General features: G+C 52.1%; 21 protein-coding genes. 11 read left to right on the top strand and 10 right to left on the bottom strand.

Features of this window, described 5'->3' with window-relative positions; genetic code table 11:
* On the top strand, window positions 1-233 hold a 233-nt coding region (locus Q3A88_RS20875), incomplete at its 5' end, for a hypothetical protein (RefSeq protein WP_317178575.1).
* On the top strand, window positions 230-496 hold the full coding sequence (locus Q3A88_RS20870; protein WP_233991266.1) for a tyrosine-type recombinase/integrase: 267 nt from the start codon (window positions 230-232) through the stop codon (window positions 494-496). The genes Q3A88_RS20875 and Q3A88_RS20870, both read left to right, overlap by 4 nt.
* A 248-nt stretch (window positions 497-744) precedes the next feature.
* Here Q3A88_RS20870 and Q3A88_RS20865 read toward each other — a convergent pair whose 3' ends face one another.
* The 3 genes from Q3A88_RS20865 to Q3A88_RS20855 form a co-directional block, all read right to left on the bottom strand.
* Window positions 745-1,482 (bottom strand): hypothetical protein, encoded by a 738-nt coding sequence (locus Q3A88_RS20865; RefSeq protein WP_110164289.1) that lies wholly within the window; start codon window positions 1,480-1,482, stop codon window positions 745-747.
* Between the two features lie 161 nt (window positions 1,483-1,643).
* Window positions 1,644-1,967: a helix-turn-helix domain-containing protein gene (locus tag Q3A88_RS20860; RefSeq protein ID WP_021013407.1), complete on the bottom strand. Its 324-nt coding sequence runs from the start codon at window positions 1,965-1,967 to the stop codon at window positions 1,644-1,646.
* On the bottom strand, window positions 1,951-2,310 hold the full coding sequence (locus Q3A88_RS20855) for a type II toxin-antitoxin system RelE/ParE family toxin (protein ID WP_039547931.1): 360 nt from the start codon (window positions 2,308-2,310) through the stop codon (window positions 1,951-1,953). The genes Q3A88_RS20860 and Q3A88_RS20855 overlap by 17 nt, the downstream gene beginning before the upstream one ends.
* A 601-nt stretch (window positions 2,311-2,911) precedes the next feature.
* On the opposite strand from Q3A88_RS20855, the gene Q3A88_RS20850 reads away from it, so the two are divergent.
* Entirely contained in the window at window positions 2,912-3,487 is a 576-nt protein-coding gene (locus Q3A88_RS20850) for an aminodeoxychorismate synthase component II (RefSeq protein WP_014916837.1), read from the top strand.
* 119 nt (window positions 3,488-3,606) lie between these two features.
* Window positions 3,607-4,833: an aspartate aminotransferase family protein gene (locus Q3A88_RS20845; protein WP_039510454.1), complete on the top strand. Its 1,227-nt coding sequence runs from the start codon at window positions 3,607-3,609 to the stop codon at window positions 4,831-4,833.
* A gap of 148 nt (window positions 4,834-4,981) precedes the next feature.
* Here the strand turns inward: Q3A88_RS20845 and crp are convergent, their stop codons facing one another.
* Window positions 4,982-5,614: a cAMP-activated global transcriptional regulator CRP gene (crp, locus tag Q3A88_RS20840; RefSeq protein WP_004090925.1), complete on the bottom strand. Its 633-nt coding sequence runs from the start codon at window positions 5,612-5,614 to the stop codon at window positions 4,982-4,984.
* Between the two features lie 375 nt (window positions 5,615-5,989).
* Here crp and Q3A88_RS20835 point away from each other — a divergent pair, with 375 nt between their 5' ends.
* The gene (locus Q3A88_RS20835) at window positions 5,990-6,397 is read left to right on the top strand and encodes an OsmC family protein (protein ID WP_317178574.1); all 408 of its coding nucleotides are present in this window, start codon (window positions 5,990-5,992) and stop codon (window positions 6,395-6,397) included.
* Between the two features lie 113 nt (window positions 6,398-6,510).
* Here Q3A88_RS20835 and Q3A88_RS20830 read toward each other — a convergent pair whose 3' ends face one another.
* The 3 genes from Q3A88_RS20830 to Q3A88_RS20820 all read right to left on the bottom strand — a co-directional run bounded on the left by Q3A88_RS20830 (window position 6,511) and on the right by Q3A88_RS20820 (window position 8,778).
* Window positions 6,511-7,380: a phosphoribulokinase gene (locus Q3A88_RS20830; RefSeq protein WP_010297039.1), complete on the bottom strand. Its 870-nt coding sequence runs from the start codon at window positions 7,378-7,380 to the stop codon at window positions 6,511-6,513.
* A 124-nt stretch (window positions 7,381-7,504) separates the two neighbouring features.
* Window positions 7,505-7,741 carry a YheU family protein gene (locus Q3A88_RS20825; RefSeq protein WP_010277524.1) on the bottom strand — a complete coding sequence of 79 codons (237 nt, stop codon included), beginning with the start codon at window positions 7,739-7,741 and terminating at the stop codon, window positions 7,505-7,507.
* On the bottom strand, window positions 7,738-8,778 hold the full coding sequence (locus tag Q3A88_RS20820) for a hydrolase (protein ID WP_317178573.1): 1,041 nt from the start codon (window positions 8,776-8,778) through the stop codon (window positions 7,738-7,740). The genes Q3A88_RS20825 and Q3A88_RS20820 overlap by 4 nt, the downstream gene beginning before the upstream one ends.
* Before the next feature lie 106 nt (window positions 8,779-8,884).
* Between Q3A88_RS20820 and Q3A88_RS20815 the strand changes: the two genes are divergently transcribed.
* A complete protein-coding gene (locus Q3A88_RS20815) occupies window positions 8,885-9,487 on the top strand; it encodes a LysE family translocator (protein ID WP_039466375.1) in 603 nt (200 codons plus the stop codon).
* Between the two features lie 66 nt (window positions 9,488-9,553).
* Here Q3A88_RS20815 and Q3A88_RS20810 read toward each other — a convergent pair whose 3' ends face one another.
* The gene (locus Q3A88_RS20810) at window positions 9,554-11,461 is read right to left on the bottom strand and encodes an ABC transporter ATP-binding protein (protein WP_317178572.1); all 1,908 of its coding nucleotides are present in this window, start codon (window positions 11,459-11,461) and stop codon (window positions 9,554-9,556) included.
* Between the two features lie 125 nt (window positions 11,462-11,586).
* On the opposite strand from Q3A88_RS20810, the gene kefG reads away from it, so the two are divergent.
* The 4 genes from kefG (at window position 11,587) to slyD (ending at window position 15,101) form a co-directional block, all read left to right on the top strand.
* Window positions 11,587-12,138 (top strand): glutathione-regulated potassium-efflux system ancillary protein KefG, encoded by a 552-nt coding sequence (gene kefG / locus Q3A88_RS20805; protein WP_181393619.1) that lies wholly within the window; start codon window positions 11,587-11,589, stop codon window positions 12,136-12,138.
* A 1-nt stretch (window position 12,139) separates the two neighbouring features.
* Entirely contained in the window at window positions 12,140-13,951 is a 1,812-nt protein-coding gene (kefB, locus tag Q3A88_RS20800) for a glutathione-regulated potassium-efflux system protein KefB (RefSeq protein WP_317178571.1), read from the top strand.
* A gap of 250 nt (window positions 13,952-14,201) precedes the next feature.
* Window positions 14,202-14,396, top strand: a complete 195-nt coding sequence (locus Q3A88_RS20795; RefSeq protein WP_010277506.1) for a YheV family putative zinc ribbon protein — start codon at window positions 14,202-14,204, stop codon at window positions 14,394-14,396.
* A gap of 120 nt (window positions 14,397-14,516) precedes the next feature.
* Entirely contained in the window at window positions 14,517-15,101 is a 585-nt protein-coding gene (slyD, locus tag Q3A88_RS20790; protein WP_110164286.1) for a peptidylprolyl isomerase, read from the top strand.
* A 116-nt stretch (window positions 15,102-15,217) separates the two neighbouring features.
* Here the strand turns inward: slyD and Q3A88_RS20785 are convergent, their stop codons facing one another.
* Window positions 15,218-15,436, bottom strand: coding sequence for a protein SlyX (locus tag Q3A88_RS20785; RefSeq protein WP_010277499.1), 219 nt, complete (start codon window positions 15,434-15,436; stop codon window positions 15,218-15,220).
* A 282-nt stretch (window positions 15,437-15,718) separates the two neighbouring features.
* Between Q3A88_RS20785 and fkpA the strand changes: the two genes are divergently transcribed.
* Window positions 15,719-16,537, top strand: coding sequence for an FKBP-type peptidyl-prolyl cis-trans isomerase (gene fkpA, locus Q3A88_RS20780; RefSeq protein ID WP_102117061.1), 819 nt, complete (start codon window positions 15,719-15,721; stop codon window positions 16,535-16,537).
* A gap of 73 nt (window positions 16,538-16,610) precedes the next feature.
* Here fkpA and Q3A88_RS20775 read toward each other — a convergent pair.
* The coding region (locus tag Q3A88_RS20775) for a hypothetical protein (protein ID WP_317177746.1) at window positions 16,611-16,697 on the bottom strand (87 nt) is incomplete at its 5' end.

Raw genomic sequence — 16,697 nt, 5'->3', positions numbered from 1 at the left:
CGGGTCTGTTTGCTCACAAAACGGGCATTTTACCTCAACCGTTGCCATCAGGCTCTTCTTCTAAATATTTAGGAAAACAGATGAACATTCTACCTGACGATCACCGAGTTGAATACGTGACCCGGAATCTCTGTCTCCTATCATCCACTCGCCTCTTGATGGAGCCGAGTGGCGAATCCCTGCTGGAAGCGGCTGGCTGTTTCCAAACTATCGGAACCCACAGGATTGTATGATTGCGACCACTCTTAACCGTGCGCTTGAGCGTATGGGGTTTAATGGCAAGGGCAGCATCGGTTTTTCTGCGCACGGCTTTCGTGCCACGGAATCAACTATTTTAAATGAAATGGGCTACCGGCCAGATGTGATCGAACGTCAGCTTGCTCATACTGAGCATAACAAGGTTCGGGCAAGTTACAACCGTGCGGAGTATCTGGATGAGCGACGGAAGATGATGCAGGTGTGGGCGGATTTTGTCGGTAATTTGCATTGTAAATAATTTCAGTGGCTTGCCGTGGGCGACAAAATTTGCCACTACATGAGAGCTTTTCTAGAAGCACTATACGCCACGTCTGCTTCGCACGGAGCGGACAGGCCCTTGATTAAGGATAGCGTTGCATCGACCCATTGAACTCACAGCACGATGCTGCCCTTCATGACAGGCAGCAAACGATCCAAAATGAATGCTGATGAAGAACGCTTCGGCTTCAAATAAAACCGCTTGATGCGGTAAATTAACAAAATCGGTCAGAAGACTTGCTCCGCAGATATCATTTGACGGCGATGCGCGCGATAGCGTTCTTCAAACACTATTACTACACCAGGATAGTACTTTTCATTCAGTGAATAATGCTGATTACCTAATTGCGGGAAGATGAAGGCGAAGTCGGTACGTTTCATTGATGCCCCCAAAAAACTAGGCTGATCGGTTAACCAGTCCTTAATCGCTTGCTCCACTTTTCTCGGACACACTTTCTCCTCGTCATCCTCTTTGATCCGCACTTCGCTCGTTGGTATATAGGGGACGATGAAAGTGACAGCGAATCGACGATACGCCTCCCTGTTACTCAAGTCCCCAGAGTCCGCCCAGGCCTTTCGTATTGCACGTTCAGCAAACGTGTAACCATCGGAACGAGCACCGATCGACTGTACCGTCTGCTTCGCCTCAATTGCAAAGCTAGTGTTCGGGGACTGCACAAATAGATCACAACGACCATGTCGCAGTGAGCCACTATCGACACCTGGCTCAAGGGTGCGGTGACGCTTCAATGTCGAAAATTCTTCCAAGGCGAACCAATTTTTGAGGGTCCATGCCGCTCCAGCCAATACACTTAGCGAAGCCCTTTCATTGTACCACCAAGGGTTATCATACTCATTAGCGGTGGTATAACGTACAATTGCTTTGACCCAGGCGCTTAGGAGGTTTTCAAGTTCCTTATCACCTCTCTGAACCTCAATCCCTTTAATGGTTTTCACTTTGCTCACTGCTCTGCACCTAATGGAAAAGGCACGATGCTATCATTCGCGAAAAAAACCACAATCGCATCGACCTGCTATCTAATAATTAATGCAGTGCGAACTAACAACTTCCGCTTTGGCACATAACTGACCGTCAATCTATCTCCCAAAACACCCAGGCCAATAAATCAAACCAACACCTTCAACCCATGCTTCTGCACCACGGTAAGCAGTTTCAGCGATAACCCGCTGGGACGTTTTACGCCGCTTTCCCATTTTTGTACCGTTGAAACACTGGTGTTCAGGTAGCGGGCGAAAACCGGCTGGCTAACGTTCAGCTTCTCACGTAGCGCCTTAATCTCAAGAGGTTGAAGATCGTCCACACTGTTGATGCACGCTTTATCAAAGTTGCGCATCGTTTCTTGTGGAATAGCGTCGACGCTGAATAATCCAGAAGCCGCGCTATGGATAGCCTCAAATGCAGGACTCTTGAATTTACTTTTTGCGGTCATGGCAAATCTCCACCAGTTCTTTACTCTTAATCAGTGCCGTAATCTTTTCATCGGCAAGGGTTGCGTAGTGCTTCGCCAACTCGCGGAATCCGGCCAGTTCGCGATTATCAATGTTCGCCATATCCTGCTTGGCATACAGGAACGTGTAAAACCAGTGCTGTCCACCTTTCGCCAATATGATGGCGCGATCGCGATTCTGGTTTAGCCGCTTTTTATAAACGCCGCCGCCGAGATCGTCAGCTTTACCCTGCATCACCGCCTCAATAGCTTCACACAACTCGCTATCCTTGATGGCGTGGGATTTAGCTGCCTTAGTAAACCATTTGGTTTTGAATACACGCATCAGGCCGACATCCTGTAACCTTAACTATAGCACTTGGTGCTAGATTACTCGCTTTTTATGCAGAGTCAAAGTGCTTGGAATCTGCAAAAAATTTGTAGTATTTTGACCGTAAAACCCTGCTGTCGATGATAGCCACCAATGTTTCCAGTATCGGGATGATACGAGTGACCTGTGAGAAACTCCTTAGGGCGACCACAAACACTTCCGTAGCCTGCAAGGAAAAACACGCTCAGTTGCGTGTGGTAAATCTGCCAGTCTTTGAAAGCAGATATCACCGGGTAGGTTGAACGTCGTTGCGAGCGTGGTGATGAAGGCTCGTTTTGACTACTTTACTTCAAGCCCAACATTGCCGTGGGCTTACTATACCCAGTCAGAGAGCGGCTTCCATACCGCAGCCGAAGACCCCATTATCCCCTGAGACATGCACCTCAACTGCTGTGTCATGCATCTGACACACCCCTTTCATGCCGGAGACGGGTACAATGGTTTTTCCGTTTTAGCCCAAATAAGAAGGTATTGAAAAAAATTGCGGGTATTACGGCGGGCATCAAAAGGGTGCTTAAATTATAAATTCATTATTTATAAATAACTTAAGTAAAATATGCTGCTAATTATCGATAACTACGACTCTTTTACCTACAACCTTTACCAATACTTTTGTGAGCTTGGTGCACAGGTTGTGGTGAAGCGTAATGATGAACTGACGCTGCGTGAGATTGAACAGCTTGCGCCTGAGCGGTTGGTCATTTCACCGGGCCCTTGTACGCCGGACGAGGCGGGCATTTCACTGGCTGCAATCCGTCACTTTGCCGATAAATTGCCTATTTTGGGCGTGTGTCTTGGCCATCAGGCGATGGGACAGGCGTTCGGCGCGCGCGTGGTGCGGGCACGACAGGTCATGCACGGGAAAACCTCAGCGATTGCGCATAGCGATACGGGGGTTTTCACGGGGTTGGCACAGCCGTTGACGGTCACCCGTTATCATTCACTCATTATTGATTCCGCCTCGCTACCCGATTGCTTTGAAGTTACGGCCTGGAGCGAACATGAAGGAAAGCGTGATGAGATTATGGGGATTCGCCATCGCGCATTGCCGCTGGAAGGGGTGCAGTTTCACCCAGAGAGCATTCTTAGCCAGCAGGGGCATCAGCTTTTGGATAATTTCCTTAAAATTTAGCGATATAGAAAGTTATTCTCCTCAGTAGCCGATTTAATATTGCCTGCAATTGATTTTTTATGCATATTTATTGACTATATTTTCATTCCGGTATGATGGACAGCAGAGTGAGGCAGCAAATGGCAGCAGAGCAGAAAGCAGTGACACGGGATACTCACGATAAAGTGATTTTGCCAGTTTATGCACCCGCTAAGTTTGTACCCGTGAAAGGTAAAGGGAGTCGCGTCTGGGATCAGGACGGCCGCGAGTATATCGATTTCTCCGGCGGTATTGCGGTTACGGCGCTGGGTCACTGCCATCCTGCATTGGTGAACGCGTTGCAGCAGCAGGGTGAAAAGCTGTGGCACACCAGCAATATTTTCACGAATGAGCCTGCGTTGCGCCTCGCCAGCAAATTGATTGATGCGACTTTTGCTGACCGTGTGTTCTTTGTTAACTCCGGTGCTGAAGCCAACGAAGCTGCCTTTAAGCTGGCGCGTCACTATGCGGTTAAACGCCATAGTCCGTATAAAACCAAGATCATCTCCTTCTACAATGCATTCCATGGTCGGACGCTGTTCACCGTTTCGGTCGGCGGACAGCCTAAATATGCCGATGGTTTCGGGCCTAAGCCTGCCGATATTGTTCATGTTCCCTTCAACGACCTGGCTGCTGTTAAAGCGGTGATGGACGATCACACCTGTGCAGTCGTGCTGGAACCGGTTCAGGGTGAAGGGGGGATTACGCCTGCTACGCCTGAATTTTTACAAGGTGTTCGCGATCTATGCGATCAGCACAAGGCGCTGCTGGTGTTTGATGAAGTGCAGAGCGGAATGGGGCGTACTGGCAAACTATTCAGCTACATGCACTACGGCATTACGCCGGATATTCTCACAACGGCTAAAGCATTGGGCGGTGGTTTCCCAATTAGCGCAATGCTGACGACGGAAGAGATCGCATCGGCTATGACGGTTGGGGTGCACGGCACCACCTATGGCGGCAACCCGCTGGCCTGTGCGGTGGCGGAAGCCGCGCTGGATATTATCAACACGCCAGAAGTGCTGTCAGGCGTGGCGGATCGCCACGATCGCTTTGTCAGTGAGCTTGAGAAAATCAATCAGCAGTTCGGTGTATTCGAACAGGTTCGCGGTATGGGTTTGCTGTTGGGGGCAGAACTGAAACCGCAATGGCATGGTCGTGCGGGCGAGTTTCTGGCGGCGGCAACGTCTCAGGGGCTTATGGTGCTGATGGCTGGGCCGAATGTGATCCGCTTTGTACCGTCGTTGATCATTGATGAAGATGATATTGTGCAGGGGATGGCGAAATTCGCTAAAGCCGTCGCGCAGGTTGTTAACGCAGCAAACTGATTACGTTACGCCATAAAAAAACGTAGGGAACGTTTTTCAGCGTTGCGTTAGCAACGACCCGTAGGGTGGTGAGCAGGAAGCTCGCCATAAAAAAAGCGTGAGGCCGAGGCTTCACGCTTTTTTATTGGTAGGGTACAGCGACAGGGGCTTAGCGAGTGCCGTAAACGACAATCGTTTTACCGTGTGCAGAGATCAGGTTCTGGTCTTCTAACATTTTCAGAATGCGGCCCACGGTTTCACGCGAGCAGCCAACGATTTGCCCAATTTCCTGACGGGTAATTTTTATTTGCATGCCATCTGGATGCGTCATGGCATCAGGTTGTTTGGCCAGGTTGAGTAGGGTTTGGGCAATACGGCCGGTCACATCAAGGAAGGCGAGGTTGCCGACCTTCTCAGAGGTAACCTGAAGTCTGCTTGCCATTTGTGCAGACAGACGCATGAGGATATCCGGGTTAACCTGGATGAGCTGGCGGAATTTTTTATAGGAAATTTCAGCCACTTCACAGGCAGTTTTTGCCCGCACCCAGGCGCTGCGCTCCTGACCTTCTTCAAACAGGCCGAGCTCGCCGATAAAATCGCCCTGATTGAGGTAGGAAAGGATCATTTCCTTGCCTTCTTCATCTTTGATTAGCACTGCGACAGAGCCTTTCACGATGTAGTAAAGCGTTTCTGCTTTTTCACCTTGGTGAATCAGCGTGCTCTTCGATGGATACTTGTGAATATGACAATGGGAAAGGAACCATTCGAGAGTTGGATCTGTTTGCGGTTTGCCGAGAACCATTCGCTATCATCCTCTGTTGTAATTCACTGCGCAAATTACAGGGGTCAGAGTTCCCTGTACGGCGTGTTTTACTGCTAAAAAAATAAAATTCAGTCTAGGCAGAATGACGTCAGGGAATATACTGAAACCACTGTACCCTTTATTTTCCGGTTGCTGCCTTGCCGCACCGTAAACGTGGCTGGGGTATGTCTGGCCAGGCCATCATCTTCTTCGTTTCTGGGTTTGTCCAGAAAAGGTCTATTCTGTTTTCGTTTTAACACAGCTTGAAGGACGTGTCTTGTGTTGTCTCGCTTCAGCATGACAAAGCGCTGATTAACGCTGGTTTTTGTACAGTAACGGTATAAATTTTCAAAAAATTTTTAGTGGAGAGGCATCATGCAGGCACGGGTAAAATGGGTTGAAGGCTTAACGTTTTTAGGCGAATCCGCATCAGGGCATCAGATAGTGATGGACGGCAATTCCGGTGATAAAGCGCCCAGTCCGATGGAAATGGTGTTGATGTCTGTAGGGGGATGCAGCGCGATTGATGTGGTATCGATTCTGCAAAAAGGCCGCAACGATGTAGCGGATTGTGAAGTGAAATTAACGTCAGAGCGTCGGTCTGACGCGCCGCGTTTATTTACCCACATCAATCTGCATTTTATCGTGACGGGAAAAGGGTTGACCGACAAAGTTGTCGAGCGAGCCGTCGTACTGTCGGCGGAAAAATACTGCTCTGTGGCACTGATGCTGGGTAAAGCCGTTGAGGTGACGCACAGCCACGAAATTAGAGTGCTGGAATAATCCCTTTCTCTGGGCACTCATTCTGGTCACTTAAGCCTGCTATTAGTGGAAACACCGGGGGAGGTTCCCGTCGGGAGGCCTCACCCCTGTGGTCGCCCCGTGTATCTCGATGCTTATTCGATGGTTTTCCCTTCAATTAACCGCTGCACCAGCGGCGCCATGATCAATTCCATCGCCAGCCCCATCTTCCCGCCGGGAACGACCAGCGTGTTGATGTGGGAGATAAAGGACCCCTGCAACATGGCGAGCAGATAGGGGTAATCAATATTGTCCAATCCCTGAAAATGAATCACGACGAAGCTTTCGTCCAGTGACGGAATCGATTTGGCAGCGAACGGGTTGGAGGTGTCCACGGTAGGCACACGCTGGAAGTTGATGTGTGTGCGAGAGAACTGTGGCGTGATATAGGTGATGTAGTCTTCCATTGAGCGGACGACGGAATCCATCACCGCTTCACGCGAGTGACCGCGCTCATTAACGTCACGAATCAGCTTTTGAATCCATTCCAGGTTGACGATCGGCACTACGCCGACGAGTAAATCCACATGCTGTGCCACGTCGTTTTGCTCAGTGACCACGCCGCCGTGTAGCCCTTCATAGAACAGGATGTCGGTGGGTTCCGGCATTGGTTCCCACGGCGTGAATGTTCCGGGAACCTGATTATAGGGAATCGCTTCATCGTAGGTATGCAGGTATTTACGCGTCTGGCCGCGCCCGTGCAGGCCATATTCGATAAACGACTGTTCCAGCAGGCTGAAATCATTCGCTTCCGGGCCGAAATAGCTGATGTGGCGTCCTGAATCACGTGCTTTACGAATCGCCATATCCATTTCCGGGCGGGTATAGCGGTGAAAGCTATCGCCTTCTAACTGGGCTGCGCGCAGATCAAACTGCTGGAAAATCTTACGGAAGGCCAGACTGGTTGTTGTGGTTCCCGCTCCGCTGGAGCCGGTAACCGCAATAATCGGATGCTGATGTGACATAAGGTGCGTGACTCCGTGATCGCGATGCCCGCGTAGACCGAAGGCCTGCGCGCATCCTCAAAAAAGACGTAATTGTCATCATTGTTAGCATGTTTGGCGCGTTCTTTCACGACTTTCGGCGTGCTCAATAAGGAGCATGTCCTCCAGAATTGAGCTGATTACGCGGCATGATATTGAGGGTTTCATGCAACTCAGACCACACCAACACCACCTCGCCAGACTGGAGTTGGCCGCGGATATCTTCCACTTTCTGCGCCAGTGAACGCTCCTGTTCGCCATAATCGGTGCCTTCCCGCAGGACGAAAGATTCGATGATGTTATCCAGCGTTTCTGGATCGAGCTGTTGCCAGGGAATAATCACGCTATGTTTCCTGATTCAAAGGGTTCCTGAGTAAAAACGGTTCCTGAAGGAAAAGAGTCGCTGGCCTGGTCCAAAAATGGGCTAAGCCAGTTGGGAATGCGCTGTTCCAGCCACATTTCCGGTTTCAGCAACGTTCCGCCGACGAAGCCGACATGCCCGCCATGTTCCGTTAGCTGATACTCAATATTAGACGGTAACTGCGACAGATCGGGAATCACCTCTGACGTCATGAAAGGATCGTCCTTCGCATGGATGATGAGTAGCGGTTTACGTATCTGAGGCAACAGCGGCAGAGCGCTACAGCGTCGATAGTAGTCGGCTGCATCGCGGAAGCCGTGGATACGTGAAGTAATGACGTCATCAAACTCGCGTAGCTGGCGGATTCGCTTCAACTGCGGTAGCTGAATTGGCAGCGTATCTGGGTAAGCCGCCAGCTTGCGGCCAGCGTTTTGTTTCAACAGGCGCAGCAGGTAGTGCTGGTAGACGCGGGAGAAGCCTTGTTCCATCCGACGGCTACAGGGTTCGAGCATCAGTGGTGCGGAAACAATGACGGCCGCGGACAGTGAACAGGCTTCGCCTTGCTGCGCGAGCAGATAGGCCAACATGTTGCCGCCGAGAGACACGCCGATGGCGGCGGTAGGAGCATCGCCCAGCGTCTCCTGCATCCAGTGCAGGAAATAGCTGGCATCGCTGGTTTCGCCAGAATGATAAATGCGCTTCATCCGGTTGGGCTTACCGCTGCATCCACGAAAATGCATGATGACGGCCAGCCAGCCGCGCTGCTTACAGGCATGTAGCAGGCCGTGAGCGTAGGGGCTATGAAAGCTACCCTCTAGCCCGTGGAACAGCACCACGCGCGGTTTGTGCCGTGCCTGTTCAGGGGCTTCGCTCCAGGCCAGATCGACGAAATCGCCGTCCGGCAATTCAAGTGGCTGCCAGACTGGCGAGAATTGCGCATGACGGCGGATCAGACGCGGTAATAGCGTTTGCAGATGTGGATTATGCGCGCCGCTCAGCGGACGAAAATGATCATACATAAAGGATATAGAAATCTTGTTGTCGGCTCTTGTACGATCAATATCACACTGTTAGCTTCAATGCTGCCAGTTGGTACGACATTTGGGTCAGGAGCGCCCACAAATAATGGAACTGAGTTTATTTCTTTCGATGTTGGGGTTTTTGTGGGTAGCGGCCATCACGCCAGGGCCGAATAATATGCTGTTGACCACCTCGGGCGCGAATTTTGGCTTTATGCGTTCACTGTGGCTGATGATCGGCATCATGCTGGGCATGCAGAGCATTTTGCTGCTGGTGGCATTCGGTGTCGGTGGTTTGATTCTGATTTACCCTTCGCTGCACTTTATTCTGAAAGTTCTCGGCAGTGCCTATCTGCTCTGGCTGGCGTGGAAAATTGCCACGGCGGCTTACGAACGGCTGGAAACGTCCGTTGCACCGCCCCAGCCGATCCGGCTTTATCAAGGGTGGTTGCTGCAATTTCTGAACCCGAAAGCGTGGCTCATGGCGCTGGGCGCGGTTGCCAGCTTTAGTCTGGCCGGTGAAGGCTATAACCAGTCTGTGATCGCGATAAGCATCGGGATTGTGCTGGTCAATCTGGTTTCCGGCGTCATTTGGCTCGGATTTGGCACGATGATTGGGCGACTGCTGCGCAGTAAAAAAGCGTGGATTATCTTTAATGTGTCAATGGGCCTGCTGACCGCCGCTTGCGTGCTGCTGATTTGGCATTAAGGCTTCGTTGATAACGTCGCGAGCGGTTTTTCGCTCGCGACGCCTTTCAGGTGAGAGAGACTGAATTTACTCGCTCTGCATCATCTGCTCTAGCTGTTCCTGCGCATCCAGCCAGGACAGCTCCGTTTCTTCCAGCTCGATTTTGACTTTGGTTTGCTGTTGCAGGCAATCGGTGAGTTCGGCCTTGCGGCTGATGTCGTAGATGGCGCTGTCTGCCAGTCGAGCTTCAAGCGCTGCGAGCGTTTCTCCCAGCTTTTCCATCTGCTGTTCAAGCTTGGTTATCTGTTTGCGCAGCGGCTGCGTTTGCGTTCTCAACTCAGCTTCGCGGCGTTTCTGATCTTTTCTGCCCTGCGCGCTGTTGGCGGCATTTTCTTTTGGTGTTTCATCAGCCGCATTTTCCTGACGTTGCAGGCCGACCAGCCACTGCTGGTAGTCTTCCAAATCGCCGTCGAACGGTTCTACTTTCTGGTCGTGTACCAGATAGAGATCGTCCGTAGTAGAACGGATCAGGTGTCGATCGTGCGAGACGACAACCAGCGCGCCTTCAAAATCGATTAACGCTTCGGTCAACGCCTGACGCATATCCAGATCGAGGTGGTTGGTCGGTTCGTCGAGCAGCAGGAGGTTCGGGCGCTGCCAGACGATCAGTGCCAGCACCAGACGGGCTTTCTCACCGCCGGAGAAGCGCTCGGTGATCTCGGTGACTTTGTCGCCCTGAAAACCGAAGCCGCCGAGGTAGTCGCGCAGTTGCTGTTCCGTTTCGCGCTCTGCCAGACGCACCAGATGCTGCAAGGGCGATTCGTCCGCACGTAGGAACTCTAACTGGTGCTGGGCGAAATAACCGAGCTTCACGCCTTTTGCCAACCCAATTTCCCCTTTCAGTGGGGCGAGCGTGCCAGCAAGCAGTTTGATCAGCGTGGATTTACCCGCGCCGTTATGGCCGAGCAGCCCGATACGGGAACCCGGTACTAAATTGAGTTTGATGGATTCCAGAATCAGCTTGTCGTTGTAGCCTGCGCTGACCTTTTCCATCTTCATGAGTGGATTGGGCAACGACTCCGGGGGGCGAAAGCTGAAGCGGAACGGGTTATCGACATGCGCTGGTGCAATCAGTTCCATGCGTTCCAGCATTTTTATCCGGCTTTGCGCCTGCTTGGCTTTGGTCGCTTTCGCACGGAAGCGGTCAATATAGTGTTGCAGATGTGCGACGCGCTCCTGCTGATGTTCATAGAGCGACTGCTGCTGTGCAAGACGGGTGGCGCGCTGGCGTTCAAACGAGGAGTAATTACCGGTGTACTCATTGAGCGACTGCTGCTCGATGTGCAGGATTTTGGTTACCACCGGATCGAGGAAATCGCGGTCGTGCGAGATCAGGACCAGCGTGCCCGTGTAGTTTTTCAGCCACTTTTCCAGCCAGATGACCGCATCCAGATCGAGGTGGTTGGTCGGTTCATCCAGCAGCAGCAGGTCTGAACGACAGATCAGAGCCTGTGCCAGATTCAGACGCATCCGCCAGCCGCCGGAAAAGGCGCTGACGGGCTGTTGCAACTGTGACTGAGAAAATCCTAGCCCATTGAGCAGGCTCGATGCTCTGGCCTGAATCGTCCAGGCCTGAATCGCATCCAGCTTGCCGTGCAGCGTAGCGATGGCGTTGCCGTCGTTCTCTTCGTTGGCGGTCTGCAACGCGGCTTCCAACTGGCGAAACTCACGGTCGCCGTCAATCACGTAATCCAGCGCGGGTTTGTCTAACGCAGGCGTTTCCTGATTGACCCAAGCCAGTGACCAGTTTTGCGGGAAGGTCGCACTGCCACCATCGGCGCTGATTTCACCTTTCAGTAATGACAGCAGCGTAGATTTACCACAGCCGTTTTTGCCAACCAGACCGACTTTCTGGCCGGGATTAACCGTTGCTGTCGCGTTGTCGATCAGAACGCGCACACCACGTCGAATTTGCAGTGAAGAGAAAACAATCATAAAGCGCCGTATGTTCAGAGTATGTTAAATTATGGACATATCAGGACACGCGGTGCCCTGTTTTTAGTCGTTGCGCTGCATGGTAACGGAAAACGATTATTATGACGACGCTTTGGAGGGGAATGATGTCGCAGCCACCGAAGATTTTGCTGCTGTATGCCCATCCGGAACCACAGGACTCGGTAGCGAACCGGATCTTATTGCAACCGGCTCAGCAGTTGGCGAATGTAACTGTGCACGATCTTTACGCACACTATCCTGACTTTTTTATCGATATTCATCATGAGCAGCAGCTACTGCGTGAGCATCAGGTCATTGTTTTCCAACATCCATTTTATACCTATAGCTGTCCGGCTTTGCTGAAAGAGTGGCTCGATAGGGTGTTATCCCGTGGTTTTGCCAATGGGATCGGCGGGAATGCGCTGGCGGGGAAATATTGGCGCTCGGTGATTACTACGGGTGAGCCGGAAGATGCCTACCACGCTGACGGGAGCAATCGCTACCCGATGGATGATTTGCTACGTCCGTTTGAGCTGACGGCAGCCATGTGCCGTATGCATTGGATGCATCCCATGATTGTTTACTGGGCGCGTCGGCTACAGCCTGATGTGTTGTTGAGTCAAGCCAGAGCTTACGGTGAATGGCTATCCTCCCCTTTACCTGAAGAGGAACGCTGATATGGAGAGTTCCGCGCTACTGACCGCCGGAGTTTTATTTTTGTTTGTGGCGGTCGTAGCTGTACCGATTGCTGCTCGATTAGGCATTGGTGCCGTACTGGGCTATTTGATCGCAGGGATCGCCATTGGCCCTTGGGGGCTTGGCTTTATCCGTGATGTGGAAGCCATCCTGCATTTCTCGGAGCTGGGTGTCGTTTTCCTGATGTTCATCATTGGCCTGGAACTGAATCCGTCCAAGCTCTGGACGCTGCGTCGCTCGATCTTTGGCGTTGGGGCGGCTCAGGTCGGACTGAGTACGCTGATTTTAGGCGGAGTCCTGTATCTGACGGATTTCTCGTGGCAGTCCGCGCTGATTGGCGGCGTGGGGCTGGCGATGTCGTCAACGGCCATGGCGCTGCAGTTGATGCGCGAAAAGGGCATGAACCGCAATGAGTCGGGGCAATTGGGCTTCTCTGTTCTGCTGTTTCAGGATTTGGCGGTTATCCCTGCTCTGGCACTGATTCCCATTCTGGCCGGTGTGCAGGGGGATTTCGGCGATTGGGAACGGATTGGGCTGAAGGTTGCCGCGTTTCTCGGCATGCTAATCGGCGGTCGCTATCTGGTGCGTCCGCTGTTCCGCTTTATTGCGGCATCCGGCGTGCGCGAGGTGTTCACCGCCGCTGCGCTGTTGCTGGTGCTCGGTTCTGCGCTGTTTATGGAAGCATTGGGGCTTTCCATGGCGTTAGGCACCTTTATCGCCGGTATTCTGCTGGCGGAAAGCGAATATCGGCATGAATTGGAAATTGCCATTGAGCCGTTCAAAGGCTTGCTGCTTGGGCTGTTCTTTATCTCTGTAGGAATGGCACTGCATCTTGGGATCCTCTACACCCACATCGTGAAGATTATGGTTGCAGTGCTGGTGCTGGTGGCAGTGAAAGCGGCTGTACTGTATGTCCTTGCGCGAATTAACCGTATGCGCCGCTCCGAGCGCTTGCAGTTTGCCGGGGTGCTGAGTCAGGGCGGTGAGTTCGCTTTCGTCCTGTTTTCCGCAGCGGCTTCATTCAACGTATTGAAAGGTGAGCAACTGCCGCTGTTGCTGGTGACGGTGACGCTATCAATGATGACGACGCCGCTGCTGATGCAGTTGATCGACCGCATTCTGGTACGTCGCTATAACGTGCAGGATGTGCCGGATGAGAAACCGTATGTCGAGGACGACGAACCGCAGGTGATTGTGGTGGGCTTCGGACGTTTCGGACAGGTGATTGGTCGCTTATTAATGGCGAATAAAATGCGGATTACCGTTCTGGAGCGCGATATCAGCGCCGTGAGCCTGATGCGTAGCTATGGTTATAAGGTTTATTATGGCGATGCCACGGAGCTGGAACTGCTGCGCTCGGCGGGCGCGGATAAAGCGCGTTCAATCGTGATTACCTGTAATGCGCCGGAAGATACGATGGAGATTGTGCATCTCTGTCAGCAACACTTTCCAAATCTGGAGATTCTGGCACGGGCCCGTGGGCGTGTTGAAGCCCATGAGCTGTTACAGACGGGCGTAAAACATTTCTCGCGCGAAACCTTTTCCAGTGCGCTGGAGTTAGGGCGTAAAACGCTGGTGACGGTGGGCATGCACCCCCATCAGGCGATGCGTGCGCAACAGCATTTCCGCCGTCTCGATATGCGTATGCTGCGTGAACTGGTGCCGCAACTGACGGGGGATGTCGCGCAAATCTCTCGTGTGAAAGAGGCTCGCCGTGAGCTGGAGGACATTTTCCAGCGGGAAATGCTGCGCGAGCGACGTCGGCCTAGTGTGTGGGATGAGGACGACGAGTAAGAACCTATTCTCTAGGCTATTTTACTTGCCATTTTGAACCTGGGCAGTGCTCGCACAAACGCAATTGCGTTTGAACGCCTCTTGGGGCGGCCCGTAGGGTGAGCGAAGCGAATAAATCCTCACGTACTACGTGTACGCTCCGGTTTCTGCGCGCTGTCCGAGTCCAAACTGTCTGCGCCAATAACGCCTAGTAGAATAGGTTCTAGATTCCAGGTTCTAGATTTTAGGGCGGAGATGAATGGGAGTTATCATGCGTAAACGTTTTATTGCAGGGGCGGTGTGTCCGACGTGTCAGGCGCAGGACACGCTTGCTGTTGGACGAGAAGATGACGTCGAGGTTGTGGTGTGCGTGAAGTGCGGATATCGCCAGAGCCAGACAGAGGAACCTGCGGCGGCATCCGCCCCGCAGGCTAACGAGATTATCGGGATCTTCCGGCCAGAATGAGGGATGCGTGTCGTGGTGGCATTGTCACCAACCGTTGACGTTTTTTGATTCCAGACGGTACATAGGGACATTTTTCAGCTACAATTTGCGCCAGTTTGAATTCCAACGGTAGGAGATATCATGAAAGTAGCAAAAGATCTGGTGGTCAGCCTGGCCTATCAGGTACGTACAGAAGACGGTGTGTTGGTTGATGAGTCTCCGGTGAGCGCGCCGTTGGACTATCTGCATGGTCACGGTTCCCTGATTTCTGGTCTGGAAAACGCGTTGGAAGGCCGTGAAGCGGGCGAGAAATTTGATGTGAACATCGGTTCCAACGATGCTTACGGCAACTATGATGAGAATCTGGTTCAGCGCGTACCGAAAGATGTCTTTATGGGCGTTGACGAGCTGCAGGTTGGCATGCGTTTCCTGGCTGAGACCGATCAGGGTCCAGTGCCAGTTGAAATCACCGAAGTTGAAGACGACCACGTTGTTGTCGACGGCAACCACATGCTGGCAGGCCAAAACCTGAGCTTCAACGTTGAAGTTGTTGCTATCCGCGAAGCGACGGAAGAAGAGCTGGCGCACGGTCACGTTCACGGCGAACACGATCATGAGCACGGCGACGGCTGCTGTGGCGGTCACGGCCATGATCACGACCACGATCACGGTCACCAGCACGGTAAAGGCGGCTGCGGCGGCAACGGTGGATGCGGCTGCCACTAATTAGTCGTAGCGCATACGCATAAAAGAAACCTCAGGTTGATGAAGATCACCTGAGGTTTTTTTATTTATTGTTATATCTGGACGGTGGTGAGCGCCGGCATAACGGGTCGCGAATCTCAGTAATGCGGCGGCGGCGTTTCTTCCGACTGGGGGGCAACGAGCGAGGTTTGCTGGCTGCGTAGCCGATCGGTGAGTAGACGGACATGTTCACGCAGGCGGCTAATTTCCCGCTCGTGTTGAATAACCGTTTGGTTAAGTTCTTCTATGGTTAATTCCTGAAAAGCCTGTCGGCTTTCCAACTGTTCGAGCCGTTCTTCAAGTGCTGATGGTGACATCGGTATTCCCCTTACTTCTTGTTACCCGCGAGTTTGTCAGAAAGCGGAAACTTCTGGTAGTAAAAACGGTCGCAGTAGGGCGCAATGCACTATCGGGATCGGGGCATATCGTTGCCAGAAGGCCTTAGGACGACACAAATGATGTCAGAAAAGCTTCCTGACGTTTTTTATCAAAGGATTGTCGCGTGCGTCGTTGTGTTGTCTTCGTCCGCACAGTTATAGTAGGCGCGAATTTATTTTAATGATGGCTGGAGCGCGTCGCTCCAGATGCTGGAGAAATGGATGAAATCACTGTTTAAAGTAACGCTGTTAGCAACAACGATGGCTCTGGCTCTGAACGCAGGCCAGGCTCTGGCGGCAGACAAAGCGCAGGCATCTGACACCACTGCGGCAGCCAAATTCAAGAACGATGAGCAGGCAGCGGCTTATGCGTTAGGTGCATCTTTAGGGCGTTACATGGATAACTCTCTGAAAGAGCAAGAAAAACTAGGTATCAAACTGGATAAAGATCAGCTGATTGCTGGCGTGCAGGATGCCTTTGCTGATAAGAGCAAGCTGACTGACGAAGAAATCGAGAAAACGCTGCAAGGCTTTGAGGGTAAAGTGAAAGCCGCTGCTGAAGCCAAGATGAAGCAAGATGCGAAAGATAACGCGGATAAAGGCGCTAAGTATCTTGAGTCCTTCGCCAAAGAAAAAGGCGTGAAGAAAACTGAATCTGGCCTTCTGTATCAGGTTGAGAAAGAAGGTAGCGGCAACGCGCCGAAAGACAGCGACACCGTAGTGGTTAACTACAAAGGTACTCTGGTTGACGGTAGCGAGTTCGACAACTCCTACAAACGCGGTGAGCCACTGTCTTTCCGTCTGGACGGCGTGATCCCAGGCTGGACTGAAGGTCTGAAGCACGTTAAGAAAGGCGGCAAAATCAAGCTGGCTATCCCACCGGCTCTGGCCTATGGTGAGAACGGCGTGCCTGGCATTCCGGCTAACTCCACGCTGGTGTTTGACGTTGAACTGCTGGACATTAAATCTGAAGCTGACCTGAAAGCAGCGGATGATGCGAAAGCTGAAAAACCAGCAGCCGAAGAGAAAGCGGCTAAATAAGCATCGCGATAATGACGATATAACCGCAGGCTTCGACCTGTAATGCCAGTCAGTTAAGCGACTGACTGGCAGTTTATCTACGGGCCTTACTGTATTTTTGGGGCCTTTCTTTTACTATTCGTGGGAAGGCCCTTTCCCTTCTTATCGGTAATTTCACCAG

This window comes from Pectobacterium sp. HCp5_1 (assembly GCF_032905925.1).
Classification (GTDB): Bacteria; Pseudomonadota; Gammaproteobacteria; order Enterobacterales; family Enterobacteriaceae; genus Pectobacterium; species Pectobacterium brasiliense_A.
Note: the sequence above shows the minus strand (reverse complement) of the source record. Positions and strands in the feature narration are given on the sequence as shown.

Coding starts and splice junctions, on each gene's coding strand:
- Q3A88_RS20835 (WP_317178574.1), top strand. CDS start 5,990: ATGCAGGCACGGGTAAAATGGGTTGAAGGCTTAACGTTTTTAGGCGAA.
- crp (WP_004090925.1), bottom strand. CDS start 5,614: ATGGTTCTCGGCAAACCGCAAACAGATCCAACTCTCGAATGGTTCCTT.
- slyD (WP_110164286.1), top strand. CDS start 14,517: ATGAAAGTAGCAAAAGATCTGGTGGTCAGCCTGGCCTATCAGGTACGT.
- Q3A88_RS20855 (WP_039547931.1), bottom strand. CDS start 2,310: ATGCGTGTATTCAAAACCAAATGGTTTACTAAGGCAGCTAAATCCCAC.
- fkpA (WP_102117061.1), top strand. CDS start 15,719: ATGAAATCACTGTTTAAAGTAACGCTGTTAGCAACAACGATGGCTCTG.
- kefB (WP_317178571.1), top strand. CDS start 12,140: ATGGAGAGTTCCGCGCTACTGACCGCCGGAGTTTTATTTTTGTTTGTG.
- Q3A88_RS20810 (WP_317178572.1), bottom strand. CDS start 11,461: ATGATTGTTTTCTCTTCACTGCAAATTCGACGTGGTGTGCGCGTTCTG.
- kefG (WP_181393619.1), top strand. CDS start 11,587: ATGTCGCAGCCACCGAAGATTTTGCTGCTGTATGCCCATCCGGAACCA.
- Q3A88_RS20820 (WP_317178573.1), bottom strand. CDS start 8,778: ATGTATGATCATTTTCGTCCGCTGAGCGGCGCGCATAATCCACATCTG.
- Q3A88_RS20785 (WP_010277499.1), bottom strand. CDS start 15,436: ATGTCACCATCAGCACTTGAAGAACGGCTCGAACAGTTGGAAAGCCGA.
- Q3A88_RS20850 (WP_014916837.1), top strand. CDS start 2,912: ATGCTGCTAATTATCGATAACTACGACTCTTTTACCTACAACCTTTAC.
- Q3A88_RS20815 (WP_039466375.1), top strand. CDS start 8,885: ATGGAACTGAGTTTATTTCTTTCGATGTTGGGGTTTTTGTGGGTAGCG.
- Q3A88_RS20845 (WP_039510454.1), top strand. CDS start 3,607: ATGGCAGCAGAGCAGAAAGCAGTGACACGGGATACTCACGATAAAGTG.
- Q3A88_RS20870 (WP_233991266.1), top strand. CDS start 230: ATGATTGCGACCACTCTTAACCGTGCGCTTGAGCGTATGGGGTTTAAT.
- Q3A88_RS20860 (WP_021013407.1), bottom strand. CDS start 1,967: ATGACCGCAAAAAGTAAATTCAAGAGTCCTGCATTTGAGGCTATCCAT.
- Q3A88_RS20795 (WP_010277506.1), top strand. CDS start 14,202: ATGCGTAAACGTTTTATTGCAGGGGCGGTGTGTCCGACGTGTCAGGCG.
- Q3A88_RS20830 (WP_010297039.1), bottom strand. CDS start 7,380: ATGTCACATCAGCATCCGATTATTGCGGTTACCGGCTCCAGCGGAGCG.